Annotated in this window: 19 protein-coding genes; 17 read left to right on the top strand and 2 right to left on the bottom strand. The window is 64.7% G+C overall.

All coding sequences use genetic code 11. The features are described 5' to 3' along the window. The first annotated feature begins 172 nt into the window (after positions 1 to 172). The 4 genes from FNJ84_RS08475 to FNJ84_RS08460 all read left to right on the top strand — a co-directional run bounded on the left by FNJ84_RS08475 (position 173) and on the right by FNJ84_RS08460 (position 2,437). Positions 173 to 877, top strand: a complete 705-nt coding sequence (locus FNJ84_RS08475) for a CoA transferase subunit A (RefSeq protein WP_143792633.1) — start codon at positions 173 to 175, stop codon at positions 875 to 877. A 3-nt stretch (positions 878 to 880) separates the two neighbouring features. Beyond that, on the top strand, positions 881 to 1,522 hold the full coding sequence (locus tag FNJ84_RS08470) for a 3-oxoacid CoA-transferase subunit B (protein ID WP_185968461.1): 642 nt from the start codon (positions 881 to 883) through the stop codon (positions 1,520 to 1,522). Positions 1,523 to 1,750: 228 nt separating this feature from the next. Next, a complete protein-coding gene (locus FNJ84_RS08465) occupies positions 1,751 to 2,167 on the top strand; it encodes an Lrp/AsnC family transcriptional regulator (protein ID WP_221931947.1) in 417 nt (138 codons plus the stop codon). Positions 2,168 to 2,215: 48 nt separating this feature from the next. Then, a complete protein-coding gene (locus FNJ84_RS08460) occupies positions 2,216 to 2,437 on the top strand; it encodes a hypothetical protein (protein WP_143792629.1) in 222 nt (73 codons plus the stop codon). 114 nt (positions 2,438 to 2,551) lie between these two features. Here FNJ84_RS08460 and FNJ84_RS08455 read toward each other — a convergent pair whose 3' ends face one another. Then, complete coding sequence (locus FNJ84_RS08455) at positions 2,552 to 3,148, bottom strand: N-acetyltransferase (RefSeq protein ID WP_143792627.1); 597 nt, start codon at positions 3,146 to 3,148, stop codon at positions 2,552 to 2,554. Between the two features lie 142 nt (positions 3,149 to 3,290). On the opposite strand from FNJ84_RS08455, the gene FNJ84_RS08450 reads away from it, so the two are divergent. After that, complete coding sequence (locus tag FNJ84_RS08450) at positions 3,291 to 3,887, top strand: hypothetical protein (RefSeq protein ID WP_143792625.1); 597 nt, start codon at positions 3,291 to 3,293, stop codon at positions 3,885 to 3,887. A gap of 10 nt (positions 3,888 to 3,897) precedes the next feature. On the opposite strand, the gene FNJ84_RS08445 is transcribed toward FNJ84_RS08450, so the two are convergent. Next, positions 3,898 to 5,136 (bottom strand): cytochrome P450, encoded by a 1,239-nt coding sequence (locus FNJ84_RS08445; protein ID WP_143792623.1) that lies wholly within the window; start codon positions 5,134 to 5,136, stop codon positions 3,898 to 3,900. Positions 5,137 to 5,257: 121 nt separating this feature from the next. Here FNJ84_RS08445 and ybgC point away from each other — a divergent pair, with 121 nt between their 5' ends. The 12 genes from ybgC (at position 5,258) to FNJ84_RS08385 (ending at position 17,755) form a co-directional block, all read left to right on the top strand. Further along, positions 5,258 to 5,647 (top strand): tol-pal system-associated acyl-CoA thioesterase, encoded by a 390-nt coding sequence (gene ybgC, locus FNJ84_RS08440; protein WP_143792621.1) that lies wholly within the window; start codon positions 5,258 to 5,260, stop codon positions 5,645 to 5,647. Beyond that, positions 5,644 to 6,549, top strand: coding sequence for a D-amino acid aminotransferase (locus FNJ84_RS08435; RefSeq protein WP_143792619.1), 906 nt, complete (start codon positions 5,644 to 5,646; stop codon positions 6,547 to 6,549). The genes ybgC and FNJ84_RS08435 overlap by 4 nt, the downstream gene beginning before the upstream one ends. After that, complete coding sequence (locus FNJ84_RS08430) at positions 6,546 to 7,265, top strand: HAD family hydrolase (RefSeq protein ID WP_255471109.1); 720 nt, start codon at positions 6,546 to 6,548, stop codon at positions 7,263 to 7,265. The genes FNJ84_RS08435 and FNJ84_RS08430 overlap by 4 nt, the downstream gene beginning before the upstream one ends. A 159-nt stretch (positions 7,266 to 7,424) precedes the next feature. Further along, positions 7,425 to 8,117, top strand: a complete 693-nt coding sequence (tolQ, locus tag FNJ84_RS08425) for a protein TolQ (protein ID WP_143792617.1) — start codon at positions 7,425 to 7,427, stop codon at positions 8,115 to 8,117. Positions 8,118 to 8,120: 3 nt separating this feature from the next. Further along, positions 8,121 to 8,573 (top strand): protein TolR, encoded by a 453-nt coding sequence (gene tolR, locus FNJ84_RS08420; RefSeq protein ID WP_143792615.1) that lies wholly within the window; start codon positions 8,121 to 8,123, stop codon positions 8,571 to 8,573. Positions 8,574 to 8,577: 4 nt separating this feature from the next. After that, positions 8,578 to 10,113: a protein TolA gene (locus FNJ84_RS08415; protein ID WP_143792613.1), complete on the top strand. Its 1,536-nt coding sequence runs from the start codon at positions 8,578 to 8,580 to the stop codon at positions 10,111 to 10,113. Between the two features lie 35 nt (positions 10,114 to 10,148). Further along, positions 10,149 to 11,477 (top strand): Tol-Pal system beta propeller repeat protein TolB, encoded by a 1,329-nt coding sequence (gene tolB / locus FNJ84_RS08410; RefSeq protein ID WP_370454587.1) that lies wholly within the window; start codon positions 10,149 to 10,151, stop codon positions 11,475 to 11,477. 8 nt (positions 11,478 to 11,485) lie between these two features. Further along, positions 11,486 to 12,019, top strand: a complete 534-nt coding sequence (pal, locus tag FNJ84_RS08405; protein ID WP_143792609.1) for a peptidoglycan-associated lipoprotein Pal — start codon at positions 11,486 to 11,488, stop codon at positions 12,017 to 12,019. Beyond that, on the top strand, positions 12,016 to 13,014 hold the full coding sequence (locus FNJ84_RS08400; RefSeq protein WP_143792608.1) for a tetratricopeptide repeat protein: 999 nt from the start codon (positions 12,016 to 12,018) through the stop codon (positions 13,012 to 13,014). The genes pal and FNJ84_RS08400 overlap by 4 nt, the downstream gene beginning before the upstream one ends. Further along, a complete protein-coding gene (gene tilS, locus FNJ84_RS08395) occupies positions 13,007 to 14,290 on the top strand; it encodes a tRNA lysidine(34) synthetase TilS (RefSeq protein ID WP_143792607.1) in 1,284 nt (427 codons plus the stop codon). The genes FNJ84_RS08400 and tilS overlap by 8 nt, the downstream gene beginning before the upstream one ends. 86 nt (positions 14,291 to 14,376) lie before the next feature. Beyond that, complete coding sequence (gene ftsH / locus FNJ84_RS08390; protein ID WP_143792605.1) at positions 14,377 to 16,272, top strand: ATP-dependent zinc metalloprotease FtsH; 1,896 nt, start codon at positions 14,377 to 14,379, stop codon at positions 16,270 to 16,272. 193 nt (positions 16,273 to 16,465) lie between these two features. Beyond that, a complete protein-coding gene (locus FNJ84_RS08385) occupies positions 16,466 to 17,755 on the top strand; it encodes an MFS transporter (RefSeq protein WP_143792602.1) in 1,290 nt (429 codons plus the stop codon). Positions 17,756 to 17,907 lie beyond the last annotated feature (152 nt).

Genomic DNA, 17,907 nt, shown 5'->3' with positions numbered 1-17,907 from the left:
TCAGCGGGCGATAATAGCTGCGAAGGGCGGCAGAAAGCTGTTTCATGCCCGTCTCTTGCCGGTCCAGGTGGAGGAAAGTCAAGTCTTGTCGCTAACAGTGCCTGTGCCGATTGACACTGCGTAACCCGCGCGCCACTACTGCCCGCGACACGAAATTTCGCGAGGGGGTCCCATGAAAAAGGTTTATTCCAATGCAACCGAGGCCTTGGACGGCCTGCTGAAGGACGGGATGCTCATCGCGGCCGGAGGATTTGGTCTTTCGGGCATTCCCGAACTGCTGATCGCGGCGATCCGCGACAGCGGCGTCAAGAACCTGACCGTGGCCAGCAACAATGCCGGTGTCGATGATTTCGGCCTTGGCCTGCTGTTGCAGACCCGGCAGGTCAAGAAGATGATCAGCTCCTATGTCGGCGAAAATGCCGAGTTCATGCGCCAGTATCTGTCGGGCGAGCTGGAGCTGGAATTCAACCCGCAAGGCACGCTGGCTGAACGCATGCGGGCCGGCGGCGCGGGCATTCCGGGGTTCTATACCAAGACCGGCGTGGGCACCGTCATCGCCGACGGAAAAGAGGTGAAGGTGTTCGATGGTCAGGAATACATCCTCGAACGCGGCATTGTGGCCGACCTGTCCATCGTCAAGGCCTGGAAGGCCGACGACACCGGCAACCTGATCTTCCGCAAGACCGCGCGCAACTTCAACCCGCCGGCCGCCATGTGCGGGCGCGTTTGCGTGGCCGAAGTCGAGGAAATCGTCCCGCGCGGTTCGATCGACCCCGATCACATCCATCTGCCGGGCATCTATGTGCATCGCCTGATCCAGGGCCCGCATGAAAAGCGCATCGAACAGCGCACCACCCGCAAGCGTGAGGAGGCTTGATCCATGGCCGGTGAGATGAAGGGCTGGGACCGCAACCAGATGGCCGCACGCGCGGCCGAGGAACTGGAAGATGGCATGTATGTGAACCTGGGTATCGGGATTCCGACGCTGGTGGCGAACTATGTCGGCGACAAGGACATCACGCTGCAATCGGAAAACGGCATGCTGGGCATGGGCCCCTTCCCCTTTGAGGGTGAAGAGGACCCGGACCTGATCAACGCGGGCAAGCAGACGATCACCGAACTCGCGCGCACCAGCTATTTCGACAGCGCGACCAGCTTTGCGATGATCCGCGGCGGCAAGATCGCGGCGGCGATCCTTGGCGCGATGGAAGTGGCCGAAAACGGCGATCTGGCGAACTGGATGATCCCGAAGAAGCTGGTCAAGGGCATGGGCGGTGCGATGGATCTGGTTGCCGGCGTGGGCCGGGTGATCGTGGTCATGGACCACACCAACAAGGCTGGCGAGACCAAGGTTCTGAAGGCCTGCACCCTGCCGCTGACCGGCAAGGGCGTGGTCGACCGGATCATCACCAATCTGGGCGTGCTGGACGTGGTTCCGGGCGGGCTGAAAATAGTTCAGCTGGCCGATGGCGTGACCGAGGAAGAACTGCGCGCCTCGACCGAGGCCACGATCGTCGACTGACAGGTTACGCGGGGCGCTGCCCCGCACCCTGGGATATTTGGATCAAAGCGAGGGCCGTGCGGTGAAAACCGTCACGGCCCTTGTCATTCGTGGATCGGGCCGAGGCAGAAAAACGCTGACATGTTTAGTGAACATCTTGCCGAAACGGCTTGTTATATAGGAGAAAAAACAGCGTTACGCTGGCGACCCCAATGTGACGCCTTTTCGTGGAGTTTGGCCCTGACGATGATGTTGGACGACAAGGACAGGCATATTCTGGCCCAGCTGGACAAGAATGGTCGCATGTCCTTGGCCGCGATCGGGCGCGAGGTCGGGCTGTCGCGCAATGCTGTGCGCGACAGGATCACCCGGATGGAACAAGGCGGCGTCATCCTTGGGTTTCGGGTCTTGCAGGGTCGCGGAGGCGCAGGGCCGGACCGGGCTGTGATCTTTGTGACGCTTGCCGAACGCGCGGATGACAAGGCGCTGGAATGGCTGGGCCGGCTGGCCGGCATGCGCCGTTTGTGGTTCATCGGTGCCGAATGGGATGTCGTGATGACGATCTCGGTGGCCGGCCCTGCGGATCTGTCGCGGTTGTGCGAGTTGATCCTGCGCAATCCGATGATCGGGCGTGCTGCCGGTCACATGATCCGTCGCGCGCTTTAGGGTCGGGACCGCCGAAACTGCGCGCGACTGCGGCGTATCGCTGTATTCATGGATGACCTTCTGACGCTGCCCGGCCCTGACGAGATCGCCGCACTGTTCACCCGAACAGACGGCACCGTTCTGTGCGCGCGTTGGCGGCGGCCGATCGCTGTGGTGATCTTCGGGTGGGCGGATGGGGGCAGCGAGGACGAGTTGCGCACCGCGACCGAGGCGATCACCGTAAACAGAGGTGCTTGCGGAGGCGCTGCCCCACACCCCAGGGATATTTGAGTGAAGAAGAAAGGGCATGCGTTGCTTTGCGCAACTGGCATCCCTTTTTCAGCAAATGCCGGGCCGAGCGCTGCACCGGCGGCACACAGGGACAGGCACCGCGGCTGGACCTTCTCAGAAGACGGCGACGGCCTTGTACATGGTCGTGGCGCGGTCGAAACCAAAGACATGGCGTAGCGGACCGGTCCGGCTGATCGAATGCGCCACAAAGCCCCGCCGTTCATACAAGGCCCGCGCACGGGGATTGGTATTGATCACGTCAAGGCGCACCCGTGCCAGGCCAAGACCGGCCGCGTGGCATTCGACCGCTTGCAAAAGCGCGGTGCCGACACCAAGACCGCGCGCTGTCTCTTCAACGACGATCCCATCCATCAGCAGGGTCTGGGGTTCATTGGGTCGTTCCAGAACGCCGACAAGGGCCGCACGAAAAGCCGCACCCAGATAGCCATAGATGCTGGCCAAATCGTCGAAATCGCCGCCCAGAAAGGCACCCTTTGGTGTCTTGAACCCTGCGAGACCGAGAAATCGGCCATCTGGAGAAATCGCGCTGATGGCATGATCGGCATCGAGAACCCGCAAGATGAACCTGATGCCCTTGTCCGGCGGGCCCAGAGGATAGCGCAGTTTCTGGGCAAAGGCCTGCCAATAGGCGGCGGCAGCGGCGGCGCGATGATCCGGTCTCAGACCTTTTTCGATCAGGACATTCTGCATGACGACCCCGCTTCAGTCATCTGTCGATATCGTGTCGTGTTCGGCCCCATACAAGGCAACAGATGCAAGTGCCCGCAGGGTCGGCGCGAAACGGCGCAGCCGCGGGCTGGATATTGGCAGACGGCAGGACTAGGCTCGCCCGATGGAAGCAAGCGCCCAACAGTTAGATGCAGATCGTATTACGCTGCTGTTCACCCGTCCTGACGGATCGTTTCTATGCGCCCGATGGGGACGGCCCATTGCTCCGGTGATCTTTGGCCTCTCGGATGAGACGCTGGATGTGTTCCGCAGCGCGATCCGGGCCGTGGCCGCCCATGCAGGCGCCGCGGTGACCGAAACCGACCCCGAGATGGGCAGCAATCTGATGCTGTTTTTCGTGCGCGATTGGGACGAACTGGCGGGCGTGCCCGATCTGGACCGGCTGACCGGACAGCCCGGCCTGCCCGCGCGACTGGCCCAGGCCGGCGCTGATCAATACCGGCTGTTTCGTTTTGACGCGGATGGCGGCATCCGCGCCTGCCTGACTTTCGTGCGCATGTCGGGCGCGCTGGCCGAGGCGCATCCGGCGCAACTGGCCGAGGTGCTGGCCGTACGCGCCATGCTGACATTCGCGCAGGATGTGACGCCGTCGCGGGCGCTGGCGGCGCTGATCCGGGCGGCCTATGACCCGGTGCTGCCGGCGGCGGCGCATGATCCCAGCTTTGCGCTGCGGTTGGCGGCGCGGTTGGCAGCAGGGTGATCGCCCCTGCTCAGCGGCTTGGCGACAAGTCGACGTTCAGCGCGACGGGTCCGCGCACGGACAGGCCGCGCTTGTAGCTGACCTGATCCTGCGCCAGTTCGATGGTCTGGAACTGGCTCAGCAGCGTCTGGAAGATCACCTTCATGTTCAGCCGGGCGACATTGTTGCCCAGACACAGATGCGCGCCCTGCCCGAAGGACAGATGCCGGTTCGGGCTGCGCTCGATCTGGAAGCTGTCGGGGTCGGCGAACATCGCGGGATCGCGATTCGCCGCGCCATAAAGCAGGCCAAAGGTCGTGCCGGCGGGCCAGACCCTGTCGCCGATCCGGGTCTCGGCGGTGGCATGGCGGTGGAAGAAGGGCAGCGGGGGTTCATAGCGAAAGATTTCCTGGATCGCCACGGGCAGCTTCTCGGGATGCTTGCGCAGGGCCTGCATCGCATCTGGATGTTTCAGCAACAGGTGCAGGCCGCTGCCCAGCACATCAATGGTCGAGCCATGACCGGCCATCAGGATCAGCATGCAGGTCGAGATGAACTCGTCGCCCTGATACTGCCCCGCCGCCTCATCGGCGATCATATGCGAGATCAGGTCGTCTTGCGGGCGCTTCCGACGCTCGGCCCGCAGATCGACCAGAAAATCGTGAAACTCGCGGGTTGCGGTCTCGGCCAAGGTCTTGCGGGCGTCGCTGCGGTCGACATCGAAGAACTGCACCACATCCTCTGACCATTGGCGCATCTGGCCCGAATATTCCGGCGGAGCGCCAAGGATATGGGCGATCACCAAGCCGGGGATATGGGCCGCGAAGTCGGCGATGAACTCGATCCGCGCCCCCCCCGCCAGTTGGTCCAGCAGGCCGTCAACGATCTGCTGGACCATCGGCTCCAGCCCGGCAACGGCAGTGGTGGTGAATTTCCCCAGAAGCAGGCGGCGCAGCCGGCGGTGCGGTTCGCCGTCGCTGTCCAGCAGCGAGACCTGAACGAAGCGCTGGTGATAGGGCATGTCGTCCCAATTGGCCTGACGGCGGCGCAGAGTGGCCTCTTGGGCGGTCTCGATCCCGTCCAGCGAGCGCACCATGGTGGGGTCAGTCGCGACCTGGGACACATCGGCATGGCGCGTGAGCAACCAGAGGTTCGCGGGCGCGAACCATGTCGGGCCGTCGGCCTCGCGCAGGGTCTTGTAGACGGCATAGGGATCGTCGGCGAAGGCTTTCGACAGCGGGTCGAACTGGGTGCCGGTGGTTGTTGTCATGGTTTTCCCTGCCCCGCTGATTGCTGTCTGGAATCCCTGATCCATCCGGGCGGGCGCTGCAAGGCCGATCAGGGGGCGGCGGGTGATTGCGGCCACCGGCCAGCGCGCCTAGTCTGCGGCCATGAGCCATTCCATCACCATCCGCGTCTATTACGAAGACACCGATCTGGCGGGCATCGTCTATTACGCCAATTACCTGAAATTCATCGAGCGCGGGCGCACCGACTGGCTGCGCGATCTGGGGATCGACCAGAATGCGCTGAAGGATGGCGGGGGCATCGTCTTTGCCGTCCGCCGGGTCGAGGCGGATTACCTGTCCCCCGCCCGGTTTGACGATCTGCTGACCGTCGAAAGCAGCCTGCACCAGATGACACCTGCGCGGATCGTCATGGATCAGCGGGTGATGCGCGGCGGTGACTTGCTGTTCACCGCCCGCGTGACCGTGGCCTGCCTGACACACTCGGGCCGGCCTGCGCGCATTCCCGAAGCCGTCCGAAAGGCCATCGCATGACCCAGCACCGTTCCAGCCACGACGCCGCGCATGATCCGCGCAATGACGACATTCTGATCTGGGTGAATGGCCGGCTGGTGCCGCGCGATCAGGCCGTGGTCAGCGTCTATGACAGCGGCTTCATGATGGGCGATGGCATCTGGGAGGGGCTGCGGCTGTATAACGGTCGATGGGCCTTTCTGGACCTGCATATCGACCGCCTGTTCGAGGGTTGCCGCGCCATTGATCTGGACCCGCGCATGACCCATGACCAGTTTGTCACCGCGCTGGCAAAAACGGCACAGGCCAATGGCATGACCGGCGATGCCCATGCCCGGCTGATGGTGACGCGGGGGCCGAAGGTCAGGCCGTTCCAGGACCCTCGGCTGTCGCGCAGCGGGCCTACGGTTGTCATCATCATGGAACATTCGATGCCGGTGGACCGGATGGCGCAGGGCATCCGGCTGGCCACCGTCCCCAATGTCCGGGGGATGCCGATGGCGCAGGATCCCAAGCTGAACAGCCATTCCAAGCTGAACTGCATCCTCGCCTGCATTGCCGCGCAAAAGGCCGGCGCGGATGAGGCGCTGATGCTGGACCCGCAGGGTTTTGTTTCAACCACGAACGGCTGCAATTTCTTCATCGTGCGGCGGGGCGAGGTTTGGACCTCGAACGGGGATTATTGCATGAACGGGATCACCCGGCAGGCCGTCATCGACCTGTGCCACGAAAACGGCATCCCCTGTCGCGAAAAGAATTTTTCGCTGGTCGAGACCTATTCCGCCGATGAGGCCTTTCTGACCGGCAGTTTCGGCGCACAGACCCCGGTGGCCGAAATCGACGGCCGCAGGATCGGCGATGGCGGTGCCGGGCCGGTAACGCGGCGGCTGCGGGATCTTTACAAGGTAAAGGTGGGCGCATGACCCTGCGGATCGCCATGTGGTCGGGCCCGCGCAACCTGTCCACCGCGATGATGCGCAGCTTTGGCGCAAGGGGTGATTGCACCTGTGTGGACGAGCCTTTCTATGCCCATTACCTGCTGCGGACCGGGCTGGATCATCCGATGCGGGATCAGGTGATTGCCAGCCAGCCGGGCGACTGGCGGGTCGCGCGGGACGGCCTGCTGGGGCCGGTCAGTCAGCCGATCCAGTATCAGAAGCACATGGTCCAGCATATGCTGCCGGGCATGGACACCGACTGGCTGGATGGTCTGGTCAATGTCTTTCTGATCCGCGAACCCGACCGGGTGGCGGCCAGCTTTTCGGAAAAACGAGGCTTGCCGGATGCGGATGAACTGGGTTTTCGCCGTCAGCGCGAACTTTTCGAGACACTCGCCGCCTCGGGCCCAAAGCCCATCGTCATCGACAGCGCCGATATCCGCCGCGCGCCTGAAACCGCGTTGCGGGCGCTGTGTGATGCCATCGGGATCGGTTTTACCCAGCAGATGCTGCATTGGCAGCCGGGACCAAAACCCGAAGATGGCGTCTGGGGGGCGCATTGGTATGACGCGGTGAACAGCTCTGGCGGCTTTGCCGGCGCCGAAGGGCCGCTGCCGCTGCTTGACGGGCCGCTTGCCACGCTGGCCCAAAGCCTGCGCGCCGATTATCAGGCCGTGGCGGCGCATCGGCTGGCGATCTGATCGCCGCAGGGGCCGCTGATGGCGCGCTTGACGCAGCGGCCGACTGTCCCGCACACGCCACACTCTCGGCTTTGTGTTGGTCAACCCCCTGACCCTTCTGGTAAACAGCCGCTAGAAGGCCGCCCAAGAACGGCAGCACAAGACCCATGAGGCAGTGAGATGGAACCCATTCAGGCCACGCAGGCCATCGACTTTTCGCTGTTTGCGCTGTTTGCGCAGGCATCGCTGACCGTCAAGATCGTCATGATCGTGCTGGTGCTGGCCAGCTTCTGGGCCTGGGCCATCATCATCCAGAAACTGATCGCCTATGCCGCCGCGCGGCAGGATGCCAGCCGCTTTGACCGGCGTTTCTGGTCGGGCGAGCCGCTGGACGATCTGTATGACCGCCTGGGCGACCGGCCCAAGGGCGCATCGGAACGCATTTTCGCCGCCGGCATGACCGAATGGCGCCGCAGCCATCGCGACGATGGCGGGCTGATCCCCGGCGCCAGCCAGCGCATCGACCGCGCCATGAATGTCGCCATCCAGCGCGAGGAAAGCCGGCTGATGCGCGGGCTGTCCTTCCTGGCGACCACCGGATCGACCGCCCCCTTCATCGGGCTTTTCGGCACCGTCTGGGGCATCAAGACGGCCTTCGAGGGCATCGCCGTCAGCCAGAACACCAACCTCGCCGTCGTGGCACCCGGCATTGCCGAGGCGCTGGTGGCGACCGCGCTTGGCCTGCTGGCCGCGATCCCGGCCGTCGTGTTCTACAACAAGCTTTCCGGCGATGCCGATCGGGTCGTCGGCAATTGGGAAAACTTCGCCGATGAGTTCTCGACCATCCTGTCGCGGCAGTTGGACGGTGAATGACCCATGGCAGATGTCGTCACCCGCGAGCGCCGGAAAGGACGGGGCCGCCGCCGCAACAGGCCCATGTCCGAAATCAACGTCACGCCCTTTGTCGATGTGATGCTGGTCCTGCTGATCATCTTCATGGTCGCCGCACCCCTTCTGACCGTGGGCGTGCCGCTGGAACTGCCACGCACCGCCGCCACGGCCCTGCCCTCGGAACCTGAAGAGCCGCTGGTGATCTCGATCCCGGCCGAGGGCGACATCGTGCTGATGAACGAGGACATCCCCGAGGCCGAGTTGGTCAGCAAGCTGCAAGCCGTGATCGAGCAGCGCCAGACCGACCGCATCTTCCTGCGTGCCGACGGCGCCATCCCCTATGCCCGCGTCGTGCAGGTCATGGGCGCGCTGAACGCCGCCGGATTCACCAATATCGTGCTGGTCACCGACGCGGGTGGCCCGCGCATGGACGGCTGACGCCATGGATCGCGCCGACCGTATCGGCAAATGGGTCTCGGGTGTGGGGCATGTCGGGCTGCTGGGCTGGGCAGCCTTTGGCGGCGCATTGTTCGGCCCGCAGCCGACGCCTCCGCTGCAAATGACGCAAGTGGCCACCATGTCCGAGGCGCAGTTCCAGGCCTTTGCCGCCGCCTCGCGCGGGGCCGGTCCGGTCCAGGGCCAGGCGCAAGAGGTTGCCGCCCTGCCCCAGCCCGCCGCCGAAGACGTGCAATCGGGCGCGCTGGAACCGTCGCAATCGCCCGAACCCGAATCCGAGGCGCAGCCCCTGCCCACGCCCGAGGTGCAGGAACCCGCGCCCGACCTGACCGATCTGACCCCGGCACCCGAGGCGCCGGCCGGTGTGGTCGCCGTTCTGCCGCAGCAGCCCCGACAGCCCAGCACGGCCGAGCCGCAGTCGGAACCGCCGCAACCCGCCGTTTCGCCCCAGGCCGAGACAGCGCCCACCCGGCCCGAGGCGCCGCAAACCCCTGCCACGCCCGACAACGTCGCGCAACCGCCGGCCCAGCCCGCACCGCCGCCGCGCTCGGAACTGGCGCTGGACAACTCGCCGCGCCCCAGAGGCCGTCCCGACGGGTTGGTCGAGAACCGCGAAAGGCGCCTGACCGAGGCCGCCGAACAGGCCCGCCGTCAGGCCGAGGCCGCCGAAATTGCCCGGCAAGAGGCAGCGCAGGCCGAACGCGAGGCCGAGGCCGCCCAAGCCGCCGCCCGCGCCCGCGCCGAGGCCGAAGCCACGCGCGCCGCCGAAGAAGCCGCCGAACGCGCCGCCGAAGAGGCGCGCCGCGCCGAGGCCGACCGTCTGGCCGAGGAACAGGCCACCCGCGAAGCTGCGGCGGCCGAGGCCGAGCGGCGGGAAGAACAGCAACAGGAAGAACAGCGCCGCGAGGCCGAACGTCTGGCCGAGGAAGAACGCCAGCAACAGGAACGGGATCGCGTCGCCGCAGAACAGGCGGCGCAGGCCGAACGCGACCGGATCGCCGCCGATGAGGCCGAGCGCCAGCGCGAAGAAGAGGCCGAGCGCGAGGCCGAACGCATCGCCGCCGAAGAGGCCGAACGCCAGCGTGCCGAGCAGGCCGCCCCCAGCCAGGACGCATTGACCGCCGCGCTGGCCGAGGCTTTGGGCGAAGCCCCCCCGCCGGGCGGCGACACCCCGGCCGGCGGCGGCGCCACTGACGGCCCGCCCCTGTCGCTGAGCGAACGCGAAGGCTTCCGCGTGGCGATCGAGGAATGCTGGCGCCTTGGCACCCAATCGCGCGAGGCACAGGCAACGACGGTGACCGTCGCCTTCTCGATGTCGCCCGATGGCTTGCCGGAACCGGGAACGATGCGGCTGATGGGTCATTCGGGCGGCAGCCCGGCGGCGGCCCAGCAGGCCTATGATTTCGCCCGCCGCGCGATCATCAACTGCGCCGGCACCGGCTATGACCTGCCGCCCGAAAAATACAACCGCTGGAAAGAGGTCATCATCGACTTCCGCCCCGATGGCGTTGGGATGCAATGATGCCGCTTCCCCATCGCCCGATACAAAGGTAGAACATGCCCATGATCCGCCGATTGACCCTGGCCCTTTCGCTTGGCCTGACCACCGCCCTGACCGCCGCCCCTGTCCTTGCACAGGACAGCGGCCCCTTGCGTATCGAGATCACCGATGGCGTGGTCGAGCCGATGCCCTTCGCCATCGCCACCTTTCACGGCACGGATGAGGTCACGGGTCTGGTCCAGAACCTGATTGCCGCCGACCTGACCGGCACCGACCTGTTCCGCGAGATCCCGGCCAGTGCCCATCTGGCGCGGCGCGACAGCTTCGAGGAACCCGTAACCTATGAGGATTGGCGCGCGATCAATGCCGAGGCGCTTGTGACCGGTGAGGTCAGCGTCGAGGGCGATATCGTCAGCGTCAGGTTCCGGCTGTTCGATGTGGTGTCGGGCCAGCCGCTTGGCGACGGGATGCAGATGCAATCGGCCAAGGCCGACTGGCGCCGCGCCGCCCATAAGGTCGCCGATCAGGTCTATGCCCGGCTGACCGGCGAAAAGGCCTATTTCGACAGCCGCGTGGCCTTTGTGCAGGAAACCGGCCCCAAGGATGCCCGGCGCAAGCGTCTGGGGGTGATGGATTATGACGGCGCCAACATCGACTGGCTGACGGATGATGCCGCGCTGGTCCTGTCGCCCCGCATGTCGCCCGACGGCAATTCGATCCTTTACACCAGCTTTGAATCGGGCTTTCCGCAGATCAAGGTCATGGATGTGGCCAGCGTCACCTCGCGTCCATTGACGCAATCGGGTGACAGCATGGCCTTTTCGCCGCGCTTCTCGCCCGATGGGCGCTGGATCGTCTATTCGCTGGAAAAAGCCGGCAATTCCGACATCTGGCAGATGGACCCGTCCAGCGGCGCCGCGCGCGCGCTGATCGAAAGCCCGGCGATCGAGACCTCGCCCAGCTACAGCCCCGATGGCAGCCAGATCGTGTTCGAAAGCGACCGCTCGGGCAGCCCGCAGCTGTATACCATGCCGGCCACCGGCGGGGTCGAGCCCACGCGGATCAGCTTTGCCGAGGGCCGCTATGGCACGCCGGTCTGGTCGCCGCTTGGCGATCTGATCGCCTTTACCCGCCAGATTGGCGAGAAATTCCATATCGGGGTGATGCGGGCGGATGGCTCGAACGAGAAAATCCTGACGGAATCGTTCCTTGACGAGGGGCCAACCTGGGCGCCCAATGGCCGGGTTGTGATGTTCACGCGCGTCACGCCGGGCGGCGATGGCGAGCCGCGGCTGCATTCGGTCGACATCACGGGGCGCAACATGCGCCCCCTGGATCTGAGTTTCGCCGCCTCTGACCCGGCCTGGGGGCCGCTGCTGCCATGAGGGACAAGATGAACAAGATCAGACAACCCGCAATCATTGCCCTGGCCGCCGTTTTGACGGTTGCGGCCTGCGCCACCCCAAATCGGCCCCAGATCGTGACCGACCCCTATGCCAATGCGGGCGGGGGCGCGATTTATCAGGGCGATCTTCAGGGCGGCGCGCTTGGCGGCAATGCCAGCGCCGAATATTTCCGCACCACGGTGGGCGATACGGTCATTTTCCCGGCCGAACAGACCAGCCTGACGGCCGAGGCGCGCACCACGCTGACCCGCCAGGCCGCCTGGCTGAAGGAACATACCGGCTTTACGGCCAGCGTCGAAGGCCATGCCGATGAAAAGGGCACGCGCGAATACAACCTTGCCCTTGGCGCCCGTCGCGCCAATTCGGTGCAGGAATATCTGATTGCCCAAGGGGTCGAGGCCAGCCGCATCCGCACCAATACCTATGGCAAGGAACGCCCGCTGGAAATCTGCTCGACCGAGCTGTGCTTTGCCCAGAACCGCCGGGCGCAGACCGTGGTCTCGCAGGGGGCCGGTACGTGAGTTTGCGCGCCGTCGCCCTGCTGCTGACCGCCTGGCTGGCGGCGGTCGGGCTGCCGGCGGCAGTGCTTGCCCAGACCCAGGATGCGGCGCAGCCGCCCGCGCAGGATGCGGCGCAGCCGCTGGCGCAGGATGCCTCCACCCTGGCCGATCTTCAGAACCAGCTGCATCTCTTGACCGAAGATCTGCAATCGCTGCGGACCGAGTTGGTCGCCTCGGGCGCGGCCGGTTTTCAGGCGGCGGGTGGTGACAACGCCATCGACCGCATGAACGCGATGGAACAGCAGCTGACCCGCCTGACCGGCCAGACCGAGCAGTTGCAAAACCGGATTCAGCGCATCGTCCGCGACGGCACCCGGCGCATTGGCGATATCGAGTTCCGCCTGTGCGAGATGGACCCTGGCTGCGATCTGGGCGCGCTGATGTCGGTGCCCGAACTGGGCAGTCAGGGCGCGGGCGGTGGCAGCGGCCTGTCAACCGGTCCGGTCATCGGCACGAATGGGTCGGCAGCCGGGACCGCCGGCACCGCACAGCAACCATCCGCGACCGAGCAGCAGGATTTCGACCGTGCCCAAGAGGTGCTGGGCCAGGGTGACTTTCTTCATGCGGCCCAGCTTTTCGCGGCCGTTGCCGAAACCCATGCCGGCGGACCACTGACATCCGAGGCGCTGTTCCTGCGCGGATCGGCGCTGGACAGCGCGGGTGATGCCGATCAGGCCGCCGCCGCCTGGCTGGAAAGCTTTGCCGCCGATCCGCAGGGCCAGCGCGCCGGGGAAAGCCTGCTGGGCATCGCCCGCATCATCGCCGACAAGGGCGACCCGGTCGCCGCCTGCCTGTATCTGTCGGAAATTCCCGTCCGCTTTGCCGGCAGCGACCCGGCCACCGAGGCACAGCGCCGCATGGATGCGCTGAACTGCGGCGCGGGCGAACTGCCTGATTCCCATGCCGATGCCGCCATCGGGGACGAAGCCACCGCCGACATGGCGGAACATGAGTGATCCCGGCCCCGACGCGGATCTTGCCGCGCGGGTCGCTGTGGTGCTTGACCGTCTGGCAGGTGATTTGCCCGCCCTTGGCATTGCCCTGTCGGGCGGAGGCGATTCGGTCGGCCTGATGCATCTGGTCGCCGGATGGGCGCGCGGCCGCAGGGTGATGGCCGCGACCGTCGATCACGGTCTGCGCGCAGCCAGCGCGGACGAAGCGCATGCCGCGCACCGTGCCGCACAGGCGCTTGGTATCCCGCATGTCACGCTGAAATGGCGCAGGGATACCGAGGCGGGAAACCTGATGGCTGCGGCCCGCGACGCGCGGTTGCGGCTGCTGTCTGGCTGGGCCCAACGCAATGACCTGCCTGCCGTCCTGCTGGGCCATACCCAAGATGATCAGGCCGAAACCCTGCTGATGCGGCTGGCACGGGGGGCCGGCGTCGACGGGCTGGCGGGCATGGCCGAATGGCGCGACGCCTTCGGCATTCGCTGGCTGCGCCCGATGCTGGGCGTCGGACGCGCGGAACTGCGCGACTGGCTGACCGCGCGCGGCGCGGGCTGGATCGACGATCCCAGCAATGACGATGACGGCTATGACCGGGTGCGCATCCGCAAGGCCATGGCGGCTGTGGGGCTGGGCGCGGGGCCGCTGGCGCTGGCGGCGGGGAATATCGCCTCGGCCCGCGACGCGCTGCAATTCTATACCGCGCAGGCCGCCAGCGAGGCCGATGCCCGCAATGCCATGCTGGTCCTGCCTCGCGCCCCCTTCAGGCACAGCCCCCCGGAAATTCAACGGCGACTGATCATCGCCGCAACGCGCTGGATCACCGGGGCCGACTATCCGCCCCGCCGGGCCGCCGTCGGGCACGCGCTGGCCGGCATCGCGGCCGGCAGCCGAATCACGCTGGACGGTGCGCTGTTCGAACCCTTGGGCGATCGGGTGCGGGTGATCCGCGAACCCGCAGCCGCCCTGCGCGCACCCGCAGCCGCCCTGCCCGATACCGATATGGACACGATCGGCGTCACCGAAGCCGTGACCTGGGACAACCGCTGGCGGATCGAGCGGCTGCCCCCCGGCCAGCATGTCGCCGCCCTTGGACATGCGGCCCTGACCTTGCCGCAAGTGGGCTGGCGGGCGTCGGGGCTTGGGCGGGACGAGGCCGCCTCGACCCCGGCGATCTGGCAGGGCGAACAGCTGATCGCGGCGCCGGTTCTGCGGCGCTCGGCCTGTTCCGCACGGCCGATAAGGGGGGGCCAGGCGTTTCGTGCCCTGATCTTTGCGCATTAACCGCCCAACGCGCCAAAGCGCGCATTGAACCCCGCCCGATAATCCCTATTTTCTGTCGCAACCGAATTCGCCTGGGAGGTCCCGTTTTGGGCAATGCACGCAACCTCGCCGTCTGGGTCGTCCTGTTCGTGATGATCCTGATGCTGTTCAACGTATTCAACGACGGCGGCGCGCCGCTGAACAGCCGTCAGATCAGCTATTCCGATTTCATGGCGAGGGCGCAGAACGATCAGGTCACCTCGGTCACCATCGACGGCGAGGATATCACTGCCGTGGGCACCGACGGGCAGGCCTATGTCACCGTGCGCCCCATGGGCGAGGAAATCGCTGACAAGCTGATTGCCGAGGGCGTCGAGGTTCAGGTCGTCAAGCAGCAGCAATCGGGCTTCATGTCGCTTCTGGGGGTGTGGCTGCCCTTCGTGCTGCTGATCGGCGTCTGGATCTTCTTCATGAACAGGATGCAGGGCGGCGGGCGCGGCGGGGCCATGGGCTTTGGCAAGTCCAAGGCCAAGCTGCTGACCGAAAAGCATGGCCGCGTGACCTTTGACGATGTGGCCGGCATCGACGAGGCCAAGGAAGAGCTGGAAGAGATCGTGGAATTCCTGCGCAACCCGCAGAAGTTCAGCCGCCTTGGCGGCAAGATCCCGAAAGGCGCGCTGCTGGTCGGCCCTCCGGGCACGGGTAAGACGCTGCTGGCGCGCGCCATCGCGGGCGAGGCCGGCGTGCCCTTCTTTACCATTTCGGGTTCCGATTTCGTGGAAATGTTCGTGGGCGTCGGCGCATCGCGCGTGCGCGACATGTTCGAACAGGCCAAGAAAAGTGCGCCCTGCATCGTCTTTATCGACGAAATCGACGCGGTGGGCCGTGCGCGTGGCGTCGGCATCGGCGGCGGCAATGACGAACGCGAGCAGACGTTGAACCAGCTGCTTGTCGAAATGGATGGCTTCGAGGCGAATGAAGGCATCATCATCATCGCCGCCACCAACCGCAAGGACGTGCTGGACCCGGCCCTGCTGCGCCCCGGTCGCTTTGACCGCCAGATCCATGTGCCGAACCCCGACATCAAGGGGCGCGAGAAGATTCTGGGCGTCCACAGCCGCAAAGTGCCCGTCGGCCCCGATGTCGATCTGCGCATCATCGCACGCGGTACGCCCGGCTTCTCGGGCGCCGATCTGATGAACCTGGTGAACGAGGCCGCGCTGATGGCCGCGCGCATTGGCCGGCGTTTCGTCAGCATGGAAGATTTCGAGAATGCCAAGGACAAGGTGATGCTTGGGGTGGAACGCCGCAGCATGGTCCTGACGCCCGAGCAGAAGGAAAAGACCGCCTATCACGAGGCCGGTCACGCCATCGTCGGGCTGTCCCTGCCGAAATGCGACCCGGTCTACAAGGCGACGATCATTCCGCGCGGTGGGGCGCTTGGCATGGTGGTGTCGCTGCCCGAAATGGACCGGCTGAACTTTCACAAGGACGAGGCCAAGCAGAAACTGGCCATGACCATGGCCGGCAAGGCCGCCGAGATCATCAAATACGGCGAAGAGGGCGTCAGCAACGGCCCGGCCGGTGACATCCAGCAGGCCAGCCAGCTGGCCCGCGCCATGGTGATGCGGTGGGGCATGTCGGACAAGGTCGGCAATATCGACTACGCCGAGGCGCATGAGGGCTATAACGGCAATACCGGCGGCTTCTCGATCTCGGCCCATACGAAAGAGCTGATCGAGCAGGAAGTTCGCGACCTGATCGAGGACGGCTATCAGGAAGCCCGCCGGATCCTGCTGGAAAAGGACGAGGAATTCGAGCGCCTGGCCAAGGGCCTGCTGGAATACGAGACCTTGACCGGCGAGGAAATCGGCAAGGTCATCCGGGGCGACCAACTGGGCGGCGATGACGACCTGCCGGGCAGCCTGATCCCTTCGGTCACTTCCGTGCCAAAGGCCGGCGAAACCAAGCCCGCGCCGGGCGGAGACCCTGCGCCGGCCTAAGCCGTCGATTATCTGAAATTGAAAGACAGACCGCCCTCGCAATATTCTGCGGGGGCGATTTTTTTGATGGAGGCTTTGCGGACCAAACTGCCATTCGCCGCCGCCGCACCAATGACTGTTTCTGAACAGCGCCGAATAGCCCTCTCGCCGGCAAACCATTGCGAAAAGATGCGCAAAGGCAGATGCTTCGGCCATGGCAGCTGAAATTGAGTTTTCTTACAAAACACTGACGGACACAGCGCGACGTCACATCCGGGTGTTTCAGGTACACCAGTTTCTTGATCGTTTCGCCATGGGTCTGACCGTCGCGGTCGTCGCACTTGCGCTGACTGATCGAGGCATGGATCTTTTCCAGATTTCGCTTCTCTTCGGGGTCTACTCGCTTACCACCATGGCGATGGAACTGCCTTTCGGCGGCTTGGCCGACAATATCGGCCGCAAACCGGTTTTCCTTGCGGCGGTTGTGGCCAGTTTGATTTCGCTGGTGCTTTTTCTGTCATCGCGTGACTTCACCGTCCTGGCCCTTTCATTCGCTTTCATCGGTTTTGGACGCGCGCTGCGATCAGGCACACTTGACGCGTGGTTTGTCGAAACGTTCAAAGCCGCTGCGCCAAATGTGGACGTTCAACCCGCCCTCGCGAAAGCGCAATGGGCCAATGCCATGGGCCTTGCCATGGGCGCTGTCGTGGGAGGTTTCCTGCCGGACGCGTTCGGCATGACCGCGTCTAGCTATGGGATCAGCGTCTATGATGTTTCCTATGCAGCGAGCTTTGTCGTGATGCTCGGCGTCTTGATCTACACCATGTTTGCCATCGCCGAAGAACCGCGCCCGCTGAATGCCAGTGCGCTCAAACAGGGGTTCATTAAAGTCCCGTCCGTGATTGCCGAGGCAGGGCGGCTTGCGTTGAAACATCCAACGCTTTCAACGCTTCTGGCCGCTTTGGCATTGTTCCTGATGGCGACGAACCCGGTCGAGGTGATCTGGCCGACATACGCCAAGCCCATGCTGGACGAGGGCTATGCCAACACCGCTATCGGTGCTTTGACTGCGGTATATTTTTTCTCAATCGCCTTTGGCGCATCGCTGTCTCCCCGCATTAGCCGAGTATTCAGGCGTCACCACGCAGTGACACTTGCGGCTATTTTCGCATGTCTCGCGATGGTTCAGATCGCCCTGGCAATGCAGGGGGGCATCGTGGGATTTATTTTCGTCTTTCTTGTGTATTCCATCTTTCTTGGGGCAAGCGAGACGCCCGCAAGCAGCATCTTGCATAGCTGCGTCGAAGATCGTCAGAGGTCCACCATGCTGTCGCTGCGATCCCTCATACAACAATTGGGGGCGGCAATCGGACTGGTCATGGCAGGAGCCGTCGCCGAGATATATTCTACATCCATCGCGTGGATTGCAGGTGCGGTCTTTCTGCTCATGGCGATGGCATTGAGCTTGGTGCTCGCCAGACGAATAGCCGCCGGAGCCAAATAGCTGACATTCGTAGATCGCGCCGTATCAGTTTCTTTGGGCTGAAACCGGTCATCCGATGGCAGATCCCGCCCAAAAGCACGCTGCGCAACGCCCATCGCGCGACAGCAGTCTACAGTCTGTGTACATGCTGTGCGCGGGCGGTGTACGCGCTG

Origin of the sequence: Paracoccus sp. M683 (assembly GCF_007096355.1) — a bacterium.
Classification (GTDB): Bacteria; Pseudomonadota; Alphaproteobacteria; order Rhodobacterales; family Rhodobacteraceae; genus Paracoccus.
Note: the sequence above shows the minus strand (reverse complement) of the source record. Positions and strands in the feature narration are given on the sequence as shown.